The organism is Streptomyces albidochromogenes, from assembly GCF_005981925.1.
Classification (GTDB): Bacteria; Actinomycetota; Actinomycetes; order Streptomycetales; family Streptomycetaceae; genus Streptomyces; species Streptomyces albidochromogenes.
This window is the reverse complement of record NZ_VBVX01000040.1, coordinates 1-17927: the sequence shown is the minus strand read 5'-3', so window position 1 is coordinate 17927 and position 17927 is coordinate 1. Positions and strand designations below refer to the sequence as shown.

Sequence of the window (17927 nt, the reverse complement as noted above, 5' to 3'; positions counted from 1 at the left end):
TCCCCTCCGCGAGCGGGGGCGGACAGCGCGCGAGGCCCGGACCCCTTTCGTGGGGGTCCGGGCCTCGTCGGTGCGGCGGGGGCGGTCAGGCCGTGAGCTTGGCCAGGGCCGCGTCGACGCGGGCCAGGGTCTTCTCCTTGCCCAGGATCTCCAGGGACTCGAAGAGCGGCAGGCCGACGGTGCGGCCGGTGACCGCCACGCGGACCGGGGCCTGGGCCTTGCCGAGCTTCAGGCCGTGCTCCTCGCCGGCGGCCAGGACGGCCTCCTTGAGGGACTCGGGGCTGGTCCAGTCGGCCGCTTCGAGCTTGGCGCGGGCGGTGGTGAGCAGCGGTACGGGCTCGCCCTTCATCGCCTTGGCCCAGGACGCCTCGTCCTCCACCGGCTCGTCGAGGAACAGGAAGTCGACGTTGGCGGTGATGTCCGAGAGGACCGTCACGCGGGTCTGGGCGTGCGGGGCGATCCGCTCGAAGGCCGCGCGGTCGAAGGACTCCGGCTTCCAGTTCGCGTACGGCGCCTTCAGCCACGGCTCGCAGGCGGCGATGAAGTCGTCCATCGAGAGCTTGCGCAGGTGCTCGGCGTTGATGTGCTCGCACTTCTTCAGGTCGAAGCGCGCCGGGTTGGCGTTGACGTCCTTGATGTCGAAGGCCGCCACCATCTCCTCGATCGTGAAGATGTCGCGGTCCTCGGCGATCGACCAGCCCAGGAGGGACAGGTAGTTCAGCAGGCCCTCCCGGAGGAAGCCGCGCTCGCGGTAGAGGTTGAGGGACGCCTCGGGGTCGCGCTTGGAGAGCTTCTTGTTGCCCTCGCCCATGACGTACGGGAGGTGCCCGAACCGGGGGATCTCCTTGGCGACGCCCAGCTCGATCAGCGCCTTGTAGAGCGCGATCTGGCGGGGGGTGGAGGACAGCAGGTCCTCGCCGCGCAGGACGTGGGTGATCTGCATGAGCGCGTCGTCGACCGGGTTGACGAGCGTGTAGAGCGGGGCGCCGTTGGCGCGGACGATGCCGTAGTCCGGGACGTTGTCCGGGTTGAAGGTCAGCTCGCCGCGGACCAGGTCCGTGAAGGTGATCGGCTCGTCGGGCATCCGGAAGCGCACGATGGCCTCGCGGCCCTCGGCCTTGTACCGCTCGACGCGGTCGGCGCTCAGGTTGCGGCAGGTGCCGTCGTACCCCGAGGGCTTGCCGGCGGCGCGGGCCGCGTCGCGGCGGACCTCCAGCTCCAGGGCGGTGCAGAAGCACTCGTACGCGTAGCCGCCCGCCATCAGCTTCTGGGCGACGTCCTTGTAGATGTCCATCCGCTGGGACTGGCGGTACGGGGCGTGCGGGCCGCCCACCTCGGGGCCCTCGTCCCAGTCGAGGCCCAGCCAGCGCAGCGAGTCGAGCAGCTGGTTGTACGACTCCTCGGAGTCGCGGGCGGCGTCGGTGTCCTCGATGCGGAAGACCATCGTGCCGCCGTTGTGCCGGGCGAAGGCCCAGTTGAACAGGGCCGTGCGGACCAGGCCCACGTGGGGGTTGCCGGTCGGCGAGGGACAGAAACGTACTCGGACGGGAGAGGGGGTTGCGCTATCCACGCTTGATCACCTTGTTGGTGAGAGTGCCGATGCCTTCGATGGTGACGGCGACTTCGTCGCCGACGTTCAGGGGTCCGACTCCGGCCGGGGTCCCCGTGAGGATGACGTCGCCCGGGAGCAGTGTCATGGCCTCGGAGATGTGCACGATCAGGTCCTCGACGGAGCGGATCATGTCGCTCGTACGCCCGAGCTGGCGCTGCTGTCCGTTGACCGTGCACTGGACGGCCAGGTCAGCGGGGTCGAGGTCGGTCTCCACCCAGGGGCCCAGCGGGCACGAGGTGTCGAAGCCCTTGGCCCTGGCCCACTGCTTCTCGCGCTGCTGGACGTCGCGCGCGGTGATGTCGTTGGCGCAGGTGTAGCCGAAGATGACGTCCTTGGCGCGCTCGCGCGGGACCTCGCGGCACATCCGGCCGATGACGACGGCGAGCTCCGCCTCGTGGTGCAGCTCGCTGGAGAAGGAGGGGTACGCGATGTCGTCGCCGGGGCCGGTCACCGAGGTGGACGGCTTGAAGAAGGTGAGGGGGAGGTCGGGGACCTCGTTGCCCAGTTCCGCCGCGTGCTCCGCGTAGTTGCGGCCGACGGCCACGACCTTGCTGGGGAGCACGGGCGGCAGGAGGCGCACCTTGCTCAGCGGGACCTTGACGCCGGAGAGCTCGAAGTCGGCGTACGGGATGCCCTTGATGATGTCGAGGACGAGGTCGTCGGGACCGCGTTCGCCGGCGGCGGCGCTGATCGCGCCGAAGGCCACGTTGCCGTCGATGGAGAACCTGGCGATACGCACGGGATGCTGCCGCCCCTTACTTGCTGGCTGGAGACTGAACGCCTCAGGCTAACGCGGCCGAGGCGTCCCGCCTCCCGTGTCGGCGCCGTGCCCGGCTACGCGGCGGGGGCTTCCATCAGGATGGTGCGGCGCGGGTTGGCGGTCTCCGAGGGGAGGTCGACGGCGTGCTGGGGCCGCTCGGGCTCCCGCAGTTCAGCGGCGTCCGCAAGGTGCACCAGCGTGGTGCGGCGGGGGTTCGCGGTGCTGCGGAACATCGACGCGGTCGTGGTCTTCATCTGCTGTTCAGGCCTTGTCGGTACGGGCGCCCGCCGGGCGCGGTGATTGTCGGATTCGCCATCCCTGTAAAGCGTCAGGCTAAACATCCGGATCCCCGCCGAAGATGTGAAGCAGTCGGGAATGCCGTGTGAGTTTCCTCACGAGATGACGGTCAAACCGACCATATCGGGCGGTGCGCATCGACCCGGGAAACGGACATTGCGCCACTGAAGCCACCATTCCGCTCCTGATCATCAGGACTGGGACACCCCCTACCCCTAAGCGACTCGCGCACCTTTGCCCCTTTTCAGCCCGAACGGTTTCTACACCAGGTGACTCGTCACTCACACGGCGTCACTGGGCCCGCGCGGCGACACGCGGGCCTTGTTGGAGATCCTGCACTGTGCTGGAATTCCCCGGACCGCCGCGAGATTCCAGCCGGCGCGCAGGGCGCAACGCAGCGCCGAGTGGCGGCGGGAAGGGGAGAAGCGCCGGTCACTCACGACCACCCATGGGGCCGCTCGGTACCCCACGACTCGACACCGTTCCGCCGTTCGCGCGGAGGAACGCCTGGTCCAGAGGTTGCGACGCTAGTGCAGGGACGTTTCAAGAGGGATGGCAGCGCTGCGGCGGAGCAGGAGCCGCGCGGGACAGACCGCGGATCCGCACCCCAGCACGCCCAAAATCACGCATTGGCCCCGGCCGGCGGCGGCGATCGAGCCGCGCACGGCGGGGCCAAGGGCGGCGGTGAGCAGGCGGCTGCCCCGAGGGCCAAGGAACCCAGTTCTACGGGCTCTCGAATAGCCCTGCGCAACTGGCGCATCAGTACCCGTCTGGTCTCCCTGCTGGCCCTCCCGGTGGTCGCGGCGACCACGCTGGGTGGTCTGCGTATCAACGAGTCCATGAACGACATGGAGCAGCTGGAGCACATGCAGCTGCTGACCGACATGACCAAGCAGGCGACCGAGCTCGCCCTCGCGCTCCAGGAGGAGCGCGACCGGTCGGCCGGTCCGCTCGCCAACGGCACCAGCCCCGCCGACTTCAAGGTCAAGGGCCCCCGCGAGAAGACCGACCGGGCCAAGGACGCCTTCATCGAGGGCACCCAGCAGGTCAAGCCCAACGGTGACGAGAGCCTGCAGAGCATCCGGGGGAGCCTCACCCAGATCGCGATGCGCCTGAACTCGATCCGCCAGATCCGCGAGGGCGCGTACCAGAAGAAGACGACCAACTCGCAGACGGTCAACAACTACAGCCAGCTGATCACCTCGCTGCTGAGCCTCTCCCAGGACATGGCGCAGGCCACCTCCAACCCGGAGATGATCAAGCGGACGCGCGCCCTGTCGGCGTTCTCCTCCGCCAAGGAGTACGCGTCCATCCAGCGCGCGATCATCGCCGCCGCCCTGCCGGCGAACGACCGCGAGGTCGGCACGCTCACCGAGAACGACCGCCTCTACGCCAAGTCCGCGCAGGACAGCGAGGCCGCCGCGCTCAAGCAGTTCGACCAGGTCTACGTCGGCGACAACGAGCAGCTGACCGCCTCCCTGGAGAGCGGCAACGACGCCACGATCGAGGCCGCCAACAAGTATGCGGACCGTGTGCTGCAGACGCCGGACCGGCTCAAGAGCGAGCAAGAGCGCTCGTACATGGACTGGATCGACGCCGACACCACCAAGCTCCAGGCGATGAAGCGGATCGAGGCCACGCTCCTCAACGAGATGGAGCAGAAGGCCCGTGAGCTGCGCAACGAGTCGCAGCGGGACGCCATCCTCAACGGTGTCCTGATCCTGCTCGTCCTCGGCGTCTCGCTGGTCGGCGCGTTCGTCGTGGCCCGCTCCATGATCCGCTCGCTGCGCCGCCTCCAGGACACCGCGACCCGGGTCGCCCAGGAACGTCTCCCCGAGCTCGTCAAGCAGCTCTCCGAGGCCGACCCGCAGGACGTCGACACGTCCGTGGAGTCCGTCGGCGTCCACTCGCGCGACGAGATCGGCCAGGTGGCCGCGGCCTTCGACGACGTGCACCGCGAGGCGGTCCGACTGGCCGCCGAGCAGGCGCTGCTCCGAGGCAACGTCAACGCGATGTTCACCAACCTCTCGCGCCGTTCGCAGGGCCTCATCCAGCGCCAGCTCTCGCTCATCTCCGAGCTGGAGTCGCGCGAGGCCGACCCGGACCAGCTGTCCTCGCTGTTCAAGCTCGACCACCTCGCGACCCGCATGCGCCGTAACGGTGAGAACCTCCTCGTCCTCGCCGGTGAGGAGCCCGGGCGGCGCTGGACGCGGCCCGTGCCCCTCGTCGACGTGCTGCGTGCCGCCGCGTCCGAGGTGGAGCAGTACGAGCGCATCGAGCTGTCCTCGGTGCCCGGCACCGAGGTCGCCGGCCGCGTCGTCAACGACCTCGTGCACCTCCTCGCCGAGCTGCTCGAGAACGCCACCTCGTTCTCCTCCCCGCAGACCAAGGTCCGCGTCACCGGTCACGCGCTGCCCGACGGGCGGGTGCTCGTCGAGATCCACGACACGGGCATCGGCCTCTCGCCCGAGGACCTCGCGGCGATCAACGAGCGGCTCGCCTCGCCGCCCACCGTGGACGTCTCGGTCTCGCGCCGCATGGGTCTGTTCGTGGTCGGCCGCCTGTCCCTGCGTCACGGCATCCGCATCCAGCTGCGCCCGTCCGACTCCGGTGGCACGACCGCGCTGGTCATGCTGCCCGTCGACGTCGCCCAGGGCGGCAAGAAGGCACCGGCCAAGACCGGCGCCGCCGCTCAGGCCCAGGTGCCCTCCGGCCCCGGTGCGCGCATGCCGGCCGGTCCGGGTGCGGTCGCCGGCCAAGCCGCTCCGGCGGGACGGCTGCCGACCGGTCCCGGCGGTGCGCGCGGTCAGGTCGCGGGCTCCGGTCAGCGGGCCGCGCTGCCCGGACGCGACGGCGCCCCCGCGCAGGGGCAGCAGCCCAGCGGGGGCCAGGGCGGCGGCCTCGCCGGTGCCTTCGGCGGCTCCCGGCAGACGGGGAACCGTGAGCGTCCCGAGGCACGCCCCAACGCCTTCCAGAAGAACGGCCCCGCCCAGGGCGATCAGGGCCGTGCGCCGCAGCAGCCGCAGCAGCCGAACCGGGGCGGCGCCCGCGCCGAGCTGCCCGGCGGCAACCCGGGCCAGCACCGTCCGGCGCGGCCGCAGGCGGCCAGCTGGGGCGCCGACCAGCCCCGCGGCCACGAGGAAGCGGACCTGGCGTCCCGGCAGGGCCCCGGCGCCACCGCCGAGTTCCAGCGCCCGAACTTCGACGCGCCGGACACTTCCGCCTCCACCGGTGCGTTCGAGCGTTCCGACGTGCGCGGTCCGGTGGGCCCCGCGTCCACCGGCCAGTACGAGCGCCCCGGCCGGCGCGGTCCGCAGGACCCCGCGTCGGCGGGCCAGTTCGCCCGGCCCACGGGCAACGCCCCGCAGAACAACGCCCCCCACGGCAGCGTTCCGCAGGGCGGCGCCCCGGCCGGCCAGTACCAGCGGCCCGAGCTGCCCGGCCCTCTGGACCCCGCGTCCACCGCGCAGCTCCCCCGGCCGGACTTCAACGCCCCGCAGCAGGCCAACCCGGCCGGTGCGTACGGCGGGCCGGTCCAGCCGCAGGGCCAGGGCCGGCGTCCGGTCCGCCCCCAGTCCGGCCAGGACCAGGGCGGCCAGAACCAGGGCCACCAGCAGGCCGGTCCCCAGGCCCTCGCACCGGCCCCGCGCCGGCACGGCCGCGACAACGCCGGCAACCCCGGCGGCGGCGCGCCGCGTCAGCCCGCCGCGAGCCTGCCTCCGCAGCCGCAGCAGCAGCAGCACGAGCTGCCGCCCGCACCCGGTCCCGGGGACGGTCGTACGCCGCTGTTCGACACGCTGGAATCGAACTGGTTCCAGCAGCAGCAGGGTGAGCAGCAGGCGGCCGCACCCCAGCAGCACCAGCAGCAGTCCGGGCGGTCCGCGCAGCAGTCTCCTGCCGCGCCTTCCGCCACCCCTCCGATGCCGCAGCGCGCCCAGGCGCGTGACACGGGTGCCGCGAGCAGCACCACCAACGGTACGAACGCCACCAACGGCGCCGCCTGGCGCACCTCGCCGAACGACGAACTCGTAAAGCAGGCCGAGCGGGTCAAGAAGCCCGCAGCCGGCGGTGTCACGACCTCGGGTCTGCCGCGTCGCGTCCCGCGCGCCAATCTGGTGCCGGGTACAGCGCAGCAGCAGAACCACCAGACCGGTCCGCAGGTCTCGCGTGCGCCTGACGACGTACGCGGCCGGCTGACCAATCTTCGTCGGGGTATCCAGCAGGGTCGGCAGGCCGGCAGCGGCTCGTCGACCGGGAGTTTCAACATTGACCCCACTCACCAGCAGGAGCGTTAGTTGAGTCCGATGAGCCAGGCGGCGCAGAATCTGAACTGGTTGATCACCAACTTCGTGGACAACACCCCAGGGGTGTCCCACACGGTGGTGGTCTCCGCCGACGGACTCCTTCTGGCGATGTCCGAAGGTTTCCCGCGCGACCGCGCCGACCAGCTGGCGGCCGTGGCCTCCGGTCTGACCTCGCTGACCGCGGGGGCCTCCCGGATCTTCGAGGGCGGGGCTGTGACCCAGACCGTCGTCGAGATGGAACGCGGTTTCCTCTTCCTCATGTCCGTTTCCGACGGCTCCTCCCTGGCCGTACTCGCTCACCCCGACTGCGACATCGGCCTCGTCGGCTACGAGATGGCGCTGCTGGTCGACCGGGCCGGCAGCGTTCTGACCCCGGACCTCCGCGCGGAGCTCCAGGGGAGCCTTCTCCACTAGGCAGCGCACCCCAGGTATTGCCGAGAACAGACCCAAGGCCCAGCCCCCCACCCCGGCCCCGTCAGACGGCAGGCCCATCCCCTGTCGTCATGCCCGGAGGATCGATCCATGACCCCGCCCCCCGCCTCTCATGATCCGTACGGAGCGCGCCTCGACGCGTCGTACGATCACGAAGGCGACCAGCCGCTGGTACGTCCGTACGCGATGACCGGCGGCCGGACCCGGCCGCGCTACCAGCTCGCCATCGAGGCGCTGGTCAGCACCACCGCCGACCCGGCGCACCTCTCCTCGCTGCTGCCGGAGCACCAGCGCATCTGCCACCTGTGCCGCGAGGTCAAGTCGGTGGCCGAGGTCTCGGCGCTGCTGTCGATGCCGCTGGGCGTCGCGCGGATCCTCGTCGCCGACCTGGCGGAGGCCGGCATGGTGGCGATCCACCAGCCGGGCAACGGAGAGGCCGGCGGCACGCCGGACGTCACGCTGCTGGAAAGGGTGCTCAGTGGACTTCGGAAGCTCTAGCAGCGGAGCGGCCCGCTCCACCACCTCGGCGAAGATCGTGGTGGCGGGCGGCTTCGGCGTCGGCAAGACCACGTTCGTGGGTGCCGTCTCCGAGATCGACCCGCTGCGCACCGAGGCCGTCATGACGTCCGCTTCGGCGGGCATCGACGACCTCACGCACACCGGTGGCAAGTCGACGACGACCGTCGCCATGGACTTCGGCCGCATCACGCTGGACCAGGACCTGATCCTGTACCTCTTCGGTACGCCCGGTCAGGACCGCTTCTGGTTCATGTGGGACGACCTCGTGCGCGGCGCGATCGGCGCCATCGTGCTGGTCGACACCCGCCGTCTCGCGGACTGCTTCCCCGCGGTCGACTACTTCGAGAACAGCGGGCTGCCGTTCGTCATCGCCCTCAACGGCTTCGAGGGGCACCAGCCCTACACGCCCGACGAGGTGCGCGAGGCCCTGCAGATCGGTCCCGGCACCCCGATCATCACCACCGACGCCCGCCACCGCGCCGACGCCAAGAGCGGTTTGATCACGCTTGTGGAGCACGCGCTCATGGCACGTCTCAAGTAGTCCCTCGTATACGGCAGTTGTCGTAGCCGTTCAGGCGACGCCTCAGGGGCGGACTGTGTCCTTTGACACTCTCCGCCCCTGTGTTCATAACGTTTCGAAAGAGAATTGCGCCGCCGCCGCCACCGCAAGCGACCGCACGGTGCCGCTGTGCTCACATCGGCCCCGCCTTTTGGCGGGGCTCGCTCTTTTTGACCGTTTTATCTGAGGCTTACAACACTCGGAATGGCGGGTTCCCCCTGTTTGGAACGCAGCCGCTCCCCGTGCTGGAATTCGTCGAACTCCCGAGTAGTACGGCCCTGAACGAGAAAAACGGCACAACGTAGGTGCCGGCGCCGAGAGGTTGTTGGTCGAGTGAGGCGTAGCAGCAAGACGAGCTCCGCACAGCAGCAGGCGCGGGGCAACTTCACCCCGCCGCCGCGCACAACGACGTCGCCCGCGGCCTCGCCGGCCGCCGCGCCCAAGGGCAGCGGTGGCAGTGGCGGCAGCAGCAGCAAGTTCTCGCCGCGCAACTGGCGCGTGCCCACCAGGCTGAACGCGATCCTGCTCATACCCGTGGCCGTCGGCCTCGTCATGGGCGGCTTCCAGGTCAAGGGCTCGATCGACACCTGGCGCGAGGCGCAGGACGCCGAGAAGACCGCGGTCCTCGTCCGCGCCGCCTCGGAGTACGGACAGGCGCTGCTCAACGAGCGCGACCTGACCGCCGACCCCCTCCTGCGCGGCAAGCGCAAGAGCCCCGAGGTCGCCGAGGCGTACGCCGCGACCGACGAGGCCGCGGAGAAGTTCCAGGAGGCCACCGAGGACATCCCGGGGAAGCAGGGCCTCGAACGCCGCCTCGGCCTCTTCGCCAAGGAGGAGCCGAAGCTCGCCGCGCTCCGCAAGGCCGCGTACAGCGAGGCCCTCGACCCGGTGAAGACCGAAGAGGGCTACGTCCAGATCCATCACTACCTGATGGAGCTGTCGAACGAGCTGGGTCTGGGCACCGGCAACATCACCTCGTACGGCCGTACGGTCTACGCCGTCCAGCTCGCCAAGGCCGCCACGTCGCTCCAGCGTTCCATCGGCGTGCACCTCCTGGTCCGCCCGAGCGGCGACCCGGAGAAGCTGGCGAAGCAGACGGTCGCGTTCAACTCGTACAACTACCTGGAGCAGATCGCCCTCGGCGAGTACGTCTCCGGCGGTACGCAGGCGGACACCGACAAGCTCGAACGCATCATGAAGGGCAAGGCGGAGGACGGGGCCAAGAAGCTCGCCGCCGCCAAGCAGCAGGCCCAGCAGGCCGGCGTGCCCTTCAAGGCGCCGCCGAGCAAGGGCGGCTCGATCCTCGACGGCATGGCCGAGGCGATCGGCCAGGGCAAGCCCTCGGGCCTGAAGGCCCAGGGCGTCACATCCGAGGTCTGGATGGCCGCCGCCACGGCCAAGTTCGACGGCTACACGGAGATCGAGCAGGGCCTCGTCGACAAGGCGGTGGACGAGGCGGCGACGATCTCCTCCGACGCCAAGACCGACGCCATCGTCAACGGTCTGATCGTCGTCATCGCTCTGCTGACCTCGGTCATCCTGGCCGGTCTCATGGCCCGCCAGATGAGCAGCGCGATGAGCCGGCTGCGGACCGCCGCCTTCGGCATCGCCGAGCAGCGCCTGCCGATGCTGGTCGACCAGCTCTCCCGTACGGAGCCCGGCCGCGTCGACACCCGTGTCGAGCCGATCCCGATCACGTCGCACGACGAGATCGGCGAGGTCGCCCGCGCCTTCGACCAGGTGCACCGCGAGGCCGTCCGGCTCGCCGCCGAGCAGGCCATGCTCCGGGGCAACGTCAACGCGATCTTCACGAACCTTTCGCGCCGCAACCAGTCCCTGATCGAGGGCCAGCTGACGCTGATCACCGATCTGGAGAACAACGAGGCCGACCCGGACCAGCTGGAGAACCTCTTCAAGCTGGACCACCTGGCGACCCGTATGCGCCGCAACGGTGAGAACCTCCTCGTCCTCGCCGGTGAGGAGCCGGGCCGCCGCTGGAACCAGCCGGTCCCGCTCGTCGACGTGCTGCGCGCCGCCTCCTCCGAGGTGGAGAGCTACGAGCGCATCGAGCTCAGCGGCGTGCCGGAGTCGGAGATCCACGGCCAGGCCGTGACCGACCTCGTGCACCTGCTCGCCGAGCTCCTGGAGAACGCCACCACGTTCTCCTCGCCGCAGACGAAGGTCCGCGTCACCGCGACCCGGCTGCCCGACGGCCGCGTCATGATCGAGATCCACGACAAGGGCATCGGCCTCACCGCCGAGGACTTCGCGGACATCAACCACAAGCTGGCGAACCCGCCGACCGTGGACGCCGCCGTCTCGCAGCGCATGGGCCTGTTCGTGGTCGGCCGCCTCGCGGACCGCCACAGCATCCGCGTCCAGCTCCGCCCGTCGGGCGAGCAGGCCGGTACGACGTCGCTCGTCATGCTGCCGGACGCCATCACCCACGGTGGTGGCGGCGAGCAGCTCCCGCACGACGACTTCACCGTCTCCTCGATCATCCCCGAGCAGCAGGTCTACGAGAGCGCCCCGATGCGCACCGCGGCCGAGCTGGGCTTCGACGACTCGCGCTACGGCAACGAGGCCGACGAGGCGCAGCTGGACCCGGTGGGCCGCTCGCTGCTCCGCGAGGAGCGGCGCGCCCAGCTGGAGGCCCAGGCCACCGGCGACCGCCCGCTGTTCCGCGACGAGGCGCCGCAGGCGTCGTACGACGACCCGCAGCAGCAGTACGAGCAGCCCCAGCAGCCGGCGTACGACCAGGGCGGGTACGACGAGTACCCGGCGTACCAGACGTATCCGGACTCCGACTACCAGGACCAGGCTGCACCGCAGGCGACGTACGAAGACTCGTACGATTCCACCTCCCACCAGGGGAACTGGCCGGATCAGGGTTCCTATCAGGGAGCCTACGAACCGGAGTTCGGGTCGGAAGCGGAATCTGCGCCGGGCGCTCCCGAGAACGACCGGGAGCGCGTAGGCTTCGACCGTCCGGGTTCCGCCCCGGCCCCCGGCCACGAGATGACCGACGCCGGTCTCCCGCGCCGCGGCGGCCAGCAGCACTGGCAGCCCGGTGGGGACTCCGTCGGGCAGGACGTGACGCAGCAGCCGGTCGTCGCCCAGCAGCCGCAGCAGGACGGGGCCGGGAAGGGCAGCACCGGCACCGACGACTGGCGTTCGTCGAACGACGAGCGCTGGCAGCGGGCGGAGAAGCTCCGTGAGCCCAAGGCGGGCGGAGTGACCTCCTCCGGTCTTCCCCGGCGGGTACCCAAGGCCAACCTGGTCGAGGGAACCGCGGAGCAGACCCCGCAGGGCGGCCCACAGGTCTCCCGCGCTCCCGAGGACGTCCGGGGCAGGTTGAGCAACCTGCGCCGGGGTGTCCAGCAGGGTCGCAACGCGGGAACGGACACGAACACGGCGGCCACCTACGATCAGAACGGTGGCCATGGCAACACCTACAACCAGGAGCGTTAGTGTGAGCCCGATGAGCCAGGCGGCGCAGAATCTGAACTGGTTGATCACCAACTTCGTGGACAACACCCCCGGGGTGTCCCACACGGTGGTGGTCTCCGCCGACGGACTCCTGCTGGCGATGTCCGAGGGCTTCCCCCGGGACCGCGCCGACCAGCTGGCAGCGGTGGCCTCCGGACTCACCTCGCTTACGGCGGGTGCGTCCCGGATCTTCGAGGGCGGCGCGGTCAACCAGACCGTGGTGGAGATGGAGCGCGGCTTCCTCTTCCTCATGTCGATCTCGGACGGCTCCTCGCTGGCCGTACTCGCCCACCCGGAGGCCGACATCGGCCTGGTGGGCTACGAAATGGCTCTCCTGGTGGACAGGGCAGGCAGTGTCCTCACTCCGGACCTGCGCGCCGAGCTGCAAGGAAGTCTTCTCAACTAGCAGACAAAGAGTGCGCTTTGGTGTCCACGGGCTTTAATGTTCGGGAACGTGGCACCTCAGCGATCGGGCGCCCGGCAGTCGGAGGAGGAAACGTGGCAACACCCCCGGACGGTTCTTCGGCCAACTGGCCTTACGGCCAGGGTCAGAATCAGGGTGACACCTCGCACAACAGGTTCAACTTCCCCTCCGCGCCGAGCCGGCCGCAGCAGTACGAGCAGCAGCAGCCGCACCAGCGGCAGCCGCAGCAGCGGGTCCAGCCGGCGCAGTCGCGGCGGGCCCCCGCGCCCGCCGCCTCGCAGGCGAACCACAACCCGCTGGTCCGGCCCTACGCGATGACCGGCGGCCGCACCAGGCCGCGCTACCAGCTCGCCATCGAGGCACTGGTCAGCACCACGGCGGACCCGTCACGTCTGCAAGGGCAGCTGCCCGAGCACCAGCGGATCTGCCATCTGTGCCGGGAGATCAAGTCGGTCGCCGAGATCTCGGCACTTCTCACCATCCCCCTCGGGGTGGCCCGGATCCTCGTCGCCGACCTGGCCGAGGCCGGACTTGTAGCCATTCACCAGCCCGGCGGCGACGAGTCCGCCGGCGGTCAGCCAGACGTGACACTGCTCGAAAGGGTGCTCAGTGGACTTCGCAAGCTCTAGCAGCGGAGCAGCCCGCTCCACAACCTCCGCGAAGATCGTGGTGGCGGGCGGTTTCGGCGTGGGCAAGACCACGTTCGTCGGAGCCGTCTCGGAGATCAACCCGCTGCGCACCGAGGCCGTCATGACGTCCGCTTCGGCGGGCATCGACGACCTCACCCACACCGGAGACAAGACCACCACCACGGTGGCCATGGACTTCGGCCGCATCACCCTGGACCAGGACCTGATCCTGTACCTCTTCGGTACGCCCGGTCAGGACCGCTTCTGGTTCATGTGGGACGACCTCGTGCGCGGTGCGATCGGCGCCGTCGTCCTGGTCGACACGAGGAGGCTCGCCGACTGCTTCCCCGCCGTCGACTACTTCGAGAACAGCGGGCTGCCGTTCGTCATCGCCCTCAACGGCTTCGACGGCCACCAGCCGTACAACCCCGACGAGGTGCGCGAGGCCCTGCAGATCGGCCCCGACACCCCGATCCTCACCACCGACGCCCGCCACCGCGCGGACGCCAAGAGCGCGCTGATCACGCTGGTCGAGCACGCCCTGATGGCGCGGCTGCGGTAGGCGTACGCCAGCGCGCGTACGAGAAAGGCCCCCGCCACTCGCGAGAGTGGACGGGGGCCTTCGTCGTACGCGCCGGGAAAGGCGGTCGGGCTCAGCCCTGCCAGCTGTGCGGGGCGCGGAAGCCCGGGGTGCGCTCCAGGCGGCGCCAGCCGGCCGTGGAGCGGCCGTGGTGGGCCGGGGCCTCGTCGGAGCGGTTCGCGGCGCGGGCCATCAGGACCGCGGTGATCGCGGCCAGTTCCTCGGGCTCGGCGTGGCCCTTCTCGACGCGCAGCAAAGACTCGTTCACTGAGGTTCTCCTCTTCGTCGCAGGATTACTGCGGGGGGTTGCCGTGCTTGCGCGACGGCAGGTCGGCGTGCTTGCTGCGGAGCATGGCGAGGGAGGCGATCAGCACCTCGCGCGTCTCGGCCGGGTCGATCACGTCGTCGACCAGGCCGCGCTCCGCGGCGTAGTAGGGGTGCATGAGCTCGGCCTTGTACTCCTTGACCATGCGGGCGCGCATGGCCTCGGGGTCGTCGGCGTCGGCGATCTGCTTGCGGAAGATGACGTTGGCCGCGCCCTCGGCGCCCATCACCGCGATCTCGTTGGTGGGCCAGGCGTACGTGAGGTCGGCACCGATGGACTGGGAGTCCATGACGATGTACGCACCTCCGTAGGCCTTCCGCAGGATCAGGGAGATCCGGGGCACGGTGGCGTTGCAGTAGGCGTACAGCAGCTTGGCGCCGTGGCGGATGATCCCACCGTGCTCCTGGTCGACGCCCGGCAGGAACCCGGGGACGTCCAACAGGGTGACGATCGGGATGTTGAACGCGTCGCACATCTGGACGAAGCGCGCGGCCTTCTCGCTGGCCTCGATGTCGAGGACACCGGCCAGCGACTGCGGCTGGTTGGCGACGATGCCGACGACCTGGCCGCCGAGGCGGGCCAGGGTGCAGATGATGTTGGTGGCCCAGCGCTCGTGGATCTCCAGGAAGTCGCCGTCGTCGACGAGCTCCTCGATGACCTTGCGCATGTCGTACGGGCGGTTGCCGTCGGCCGGTACCAGGTCGAGGAGCACGTCGGAGCGACGGTCCTCGGGGTCCTCGGACTCGACGGTGGGCGGGTTCTCGCGGTTGTTGGACGGCAGCATCGAGATCAGGTAGCGGACCTCGGCGATGCAGGTCTCCTCGTCGTCGTACGCGAAGTGCGCGACGCCCGAGGTCTCGGCGTGCACGTCGGCGCCGCCGAGGCCGTTCTGGGTGATCTCCTCGCCGGTCACGGCGCGCACGACGTCCGGGCCCGTGATGAACATCTGCGAGGTCTCGCGGACCATGAAGACGAAGTCCGTGAGGGCGGGGCTGTACGCCGCGCCGCCCGCGCACGGGCCGAGCATCACCGAGATCTGCGGGATGACACCGGAGGCGCGGGTGTTGCGCTGGAAGATGCCGCCGTAGCCGGCGAGCGCCGAGACGCCCTCCTGGATACGGGCGCCGGCGCCGTCGTTGAGGGAGACCAGCGGAGCGCCGGCCGAGATGGCCATGTCCATGATCTTGTGGATCTTGGTGGCGTGGGCCTCGCCCAGCGCGCCGCCGAAGATGCGGAAGTCGTGGGCGTAGACGAAGACCGTACGGCCTTCCACCGTGCCCCAGCCGGTGACGACACCGTCGGTGTACGGCTTCTTGGCCTCCAGGCCGAACCCGGTCGCCCGGTGCCGGCGCAGCTGCTCGACCTCCTTGAACGTACCCGGGTCGAGCAGCAGCTCGATGCGCTCACGGGCGGTCAGCTTGCCCTTGGCGTGCTGGGCTTCGGTCGCCCGCTCACTGGGGCCGCGGCGGGCCTGCTCGCGCAGCGCGAGCAGTTCGGCCACCCGGCCACGGGCGTCGGTGGGCTCGCTCGGCGTCTGGTCCAAAACGGTCATGTACCGACCCTACGGAGGAGTACAAGAAAAACAGGCCGTCGACTCTTCACAGTCTCCGGCCCGTTCTCCTGTCACCACCGAACAGAACCATCCGGCCGTGCAGCCTAACTACCAGCTCAGAGCCGTCGGCCGTTGTGGAGGTCCGACAAGCGCGTCCGGCGCGGTCAGCTGAGAGCCACCTCACAGCGGTGGCTCGCGCCGGCCGTTCCCGGCGTGACGCGAAGCCTCAGGGTACGGCCGGTGGACAGCACCTCGACGGAGGGGTCCTTCGAGACGACGCGGGCGCCAGGGTGCGCCCAGGTGACCTCCAGCGGCTGCCCGGTGCGCGTCGGCTCGCTGACGGCGAGGGTCGCGGTGCGGCGTTTCGCGCGGACGAGCACGCTCGCCGGGGCCGACACGGCCAGCCGCTCCACCGTACCGGGCTGCCAGAAGTTGGCGGCCGTGACGCCGAGGGATCGGATCGCCACCGCCTGGACGGCGCGGGTGTTGGCGAGCGTCTTCAGCCAGCCGGTGTCGGCCGCGCGGGCGGCGACCGTGCGCCGGGAGGCGCCGGGCATGAGGAGGTAGGCGTAGCCGGCGTCCACCGGGTCGGTGCCGTGGTCGAGCCAGAGGGTCTGGTAGCGGCGGGTGCGGCGTTCGGCGGTGCTGGTGGTGTTGATGTCGCTCCAGGAACCCGTGCGGTCCTCCCGCAGCGTCTTCAGGTCCGCTCCGGCCGCTCCGGGGAAGACCCAGCCGCCGTGGCCTTCGAGGTGGGCCCAGCGGGGGGCGGCGCGGCCGTCGTCGACGGTGAGGGCGTTCGTACCGGCCTCTCCCAGCATGCGGTTGTCGACGATCGTCTCGGCGGGTACGCCGTCGGTGGAGGAGATGCCGGCGCCGAGGCAGACGACGGCGTCGGCTACACAGAACCACGACTTGCGGGCTTCGAGGGTGGAGCCGAGGCCCTTGAGGTGCTGCCCGACAGCGGCGAACTCGCCGTCGGTCGCACCGCCGACCCACTTCACGGCGGGCTTGGGGGCGCCCCATTCGCCGCCCGCCCGGTCGGCGAGCCGCCGGGTGGACACGGTGGTGCCGGGCAGCCGGTAGAAGTCGACGGTGGGCCAGAACCAGTCGGTGTACTGGTCGTTGCGGCCGTTCTCGCCCTCCCCCGGCCACCAGTAGAGCATTCCGGCACCGGTGTGCCAGCCGCGCGGGTTCTCGCCGTTGCCGCACTCGTAGTACGAGATCCGCTCCGAGGCCATCGCGATGCCGGCCGCCCAGCCGGGGCGCCGGTGCACGGCCCGGTCCATGGAGGCGAAGAGCTTGTGCGCGACCGGCTCGGGGGCGGCGGGGACGGGCGAGGCGGCGACGGCGTGCAGCCGGGAGAGGTCGGCGACGCCGAACTGGGGCGCGGTGAGCAGGGGCGTCGTACGGTCGCGCTCGATCCAGCCCTTGACCATCGCGGTCCAGCGCTCCCGCTCGGCCGCGGACGCGCCGCCCGCGAGCAGCGGGACGGCGGCGATGAGTCCCTGGCCGTGGAAGTGGTCGCTGCGCATGACCTTGCGGTCGTCGCTCTTGAGGTAACCGCGGCTGATGGCACGGCCGTTGACGCTGTCCATCATCAGGCCGTTGTAGATGAGGGGCGCGTACGCGTTCTCGACCGAGTCGAGGATGATCTGGCGATTCGGGTCGGTGACGGCCCAGGTGGAGCCCGCGAGCAGGGTGAAGAGGCGGCCCAGCCCGTCGAGCATGACCTGGCCGTACGTGCCGGAGTAGGCGACCCAGGTGTGCTGGACGAAGGAGCCGTCGGCGTACAGGCCGTCTCCCTCGGTCACGTATGGGAAGACGGGCGACAGCGCGTCGCGGGCGAGGGCGATCTTGGCCGGGGCGCGGCCGAGGACACCGCGCAGCGCGACGGAGCGGCAGAGGTCGACCCGGTTGGCTCCGGTGCTGGTGCCGGAGTAGTTCTTCAGCACGGCGTCGGGGACGAAGTGGTCGACGGCGGCGCAGGCGGCCAGGCGCTGGGCGTCGGTCAGCCGGTCGTGGAGGGCGGCTGCAATGTCCATGAGGAGCCGGGGGCTGCCGATCTGCCACTCCCACCAGTTTCCGTAGCGGGTGGTGGAGGGGTTGTAGACGCGGGTGGAGAGGTGGTCGAGGCCGCGGAGGATGTCGGCGAGGAGGCCGGCGTCGGCGGTGAGGCCCGTGCCGGGCTGGAGGTAGGCCTGGGTCATGGTCCACAGGCGGCTGTAGCTCTGGGTGATGCCGGCGGGCGGGTCGAAGGAGTAGCCGGGCCACAGGGACGTGTCGGCCGGGGCCATGGTGGCGCGGAAGCCGGTGGCGAGGCGGCCGGTCTCCTTGAGGCGCGAGGCGTAGGGCTCGGCGGCCGGGTCGAACCCCGAGCCGAGGGAGAGCTCGACCCAGCGCAGGCGCAGCGCGCCGAACTCGTCCGCGGCGGGGCCGGTCCGGGCG

General features: G+C 70.5%; 14 protein-coding genes. 8 read left to right on the top strand and 6 right to left on the bottom strand.

Annotated features, from left to right (window positions below; translation table 11 throughout):
* Positions 1-85 precede the first annotated feature (85 nt).
* The 3 genes from gltX to E2E34_RS08215 form a co-directional block, all read right to left on the bottom strand.
* A complete protein-coding gene (gene gltX / locus E2E34_RS08225; protein ID WP_138901256.1) occupies positions 86-1570 on the bottom strand; it encodes a glutamate--tRNA ligase in 1485 nt (494 codons plus the stop codon).
* A complete protein-coding gene (locus E2E34_RS08220) occupies positions 1563-2351 on the bottom strand; it encodes a fumarylacetoacetate hydrolase family protein (protein WP_138901255.1) in 789 nt (262 codons plus the stop codon). Before E2E34_RS08220 ends, gltX begins: the two co-directional genes overlap by 8 nt.
* 95 nt (positions 2352-2446) lie before the next feature.
* Positions 2447-2626, bottom strand: a complete 180-nt coding sequence (locus tag E2E34_RS08215; RefSeq protein WP_138901254.1) for a hypothetical protein — start codon at positions 2624-2626, stop codon at positions 2447-2449.
* Positions 2627-3199: 573 nt separating this feature from the next.
* On the opposite strand from E2E34_RS08215, the gene E2E34_RS08210 reads away from it, so the two are divergent.
* The 8 genes from E2E34_RS08210 (at position 3200) to E2E34_RS08175 (ending at position 13587) form a co-directional block, all read left to right on the top strand.
* On the top strand, positions 3200-6964 hold the full coding sequence (locus E2E34_RS08210) for a sensor histidine kinase (RefSeq protein ID WP_138901253.1): 3765 nt from the start codon (positions 3200-3202) through the stop codon (positions 6962-6964).
* A 9-nt stretch (positions 6965-6973) separates the two neighbouring features.
* Positions 6974-7387 carry a roadblock/LC7 domain-containing protein gene (locus E2E34_RS08205; RefSeq protein WP_037649408.1) on the top strand — a complete coding sequence of 138 codons (414 nt, stop codon included), beginning with the start codon at positions 6974-6976 and terminating at the stop codon, positions 7385-7387.
* A 108-nt stretch (positions 7388-7495) separates the two neighbouring features.
* Entirely contained in the window at positions 7496-7903 is a 408-nt protein-coding gene (locus E2E34_RS08200; protein ID WP_069926761.1) for a DUF742 domain-containing protein, read from the top strand.
* Complete coding sequence (locus E2E34_RS08195) at positions 7884-8465, top strand: GTP-binding protein (RefSeq protein WP_138894010.1); 582 nt, start codon at positions 7884-7886, stop codon at positions 8463-8465. The genes E2E34_RS08200 and E2E34_RS08195 overlap by 20 nt, the downstream gene beginning before the upstream one ends.
* Before the next feature lie 351 nt (positions 8466-8816).
* The gene (locus E2E34_RS08190) at positions 8817-11954 is read left to right on the top strand and encodes a sensor histidine kinase (RefSeq protein WP_138901252.1); all 3138 of its coding nucleotides are present in this window, start codon (positions 8817-8819) and stop codon (positions 11952-11954) included.
* Between the two features lie 10 nt (positions 11955-11964).
* Positions 11965-12378 (top strand): roadblock/LC7 domain-containing protein, encoded by a 414-nt coding sequence (locus E2E34_RS08185; RefSeq protein WP_037649449.1) that lies wholly within the window; start codon positions 11965-11967, stop codon positions 12376-12378.
* A gap of 92 nt (positions 12379-12470) precedes the next feature.
* Positions 12471-13025, top strand: coding sequence for a DUF742 domain-containing protein (locus E2E34_RS08180; RefSeq protein ID WP_138901251.1), 555 nt, complete (start codon positions 12471-12473; stop codon positions 13023-13025).
* Positions 13006-13587 (top strand): GTP-binding protein, encoded by a 582-nt coding sequence (locus E2E34_RS08175; protein WP_028813754.1) that lies wholly within the window; start codon positions 13006-13008, stop codon positions 13585-13587. Before E2E34_RS08180 ends, E2E34_RS08175 begins: the two co-directional genes overlap by 20 nt.
* A gap of 91 nt (positions 13588-13678) precedes the next feature.
* Here the strand turns inward: E2E34_RS08175 and E2E34_RS08170 are convergent, their stop codons facing one another.
* The 3 genes from E2E34_RS08170 to E2E34_RS08160 all read right to left on the bottom strand — a co-directional run.
* Positions 13679-13873 carry an acyl-CoA carboxylase subunit epsilon gene (locus E2E34_RS08170; RefSeq protein ID WP_138894013.1) on the bottom strand — a complete coding sequence of 65 codons (195 nt, stop codon included), beginning with the start codon at positions 13871-13873 and terminating at the stop codon, positions 13679-13681.
* A 25-nt stretch (positions 13874-13898) separates the two neighbouring features.
* The gene (locus E2E34_RS08165; protein WP_138901250.1) at positions 13899-15482 is read right to left on the bottom strand and encodes an acyl-CoA carboxylase subunit beta; all 1584 of its coding nucleotides are present in this window, start codon (positions 15480-15482) and stop codon (positions 13899-13901) included.
* A 164-nt stretch (positions 15483-15646) separates the two neighbouring features.
* Positions 15647-17927: polysaccharide lyase 8 family protein (locus tag E2E34_RS08160; RefSeq protein WP_138901249.1), on the bottom strand; the 2281-nt coding region annotated here is incomplete at its 5' end.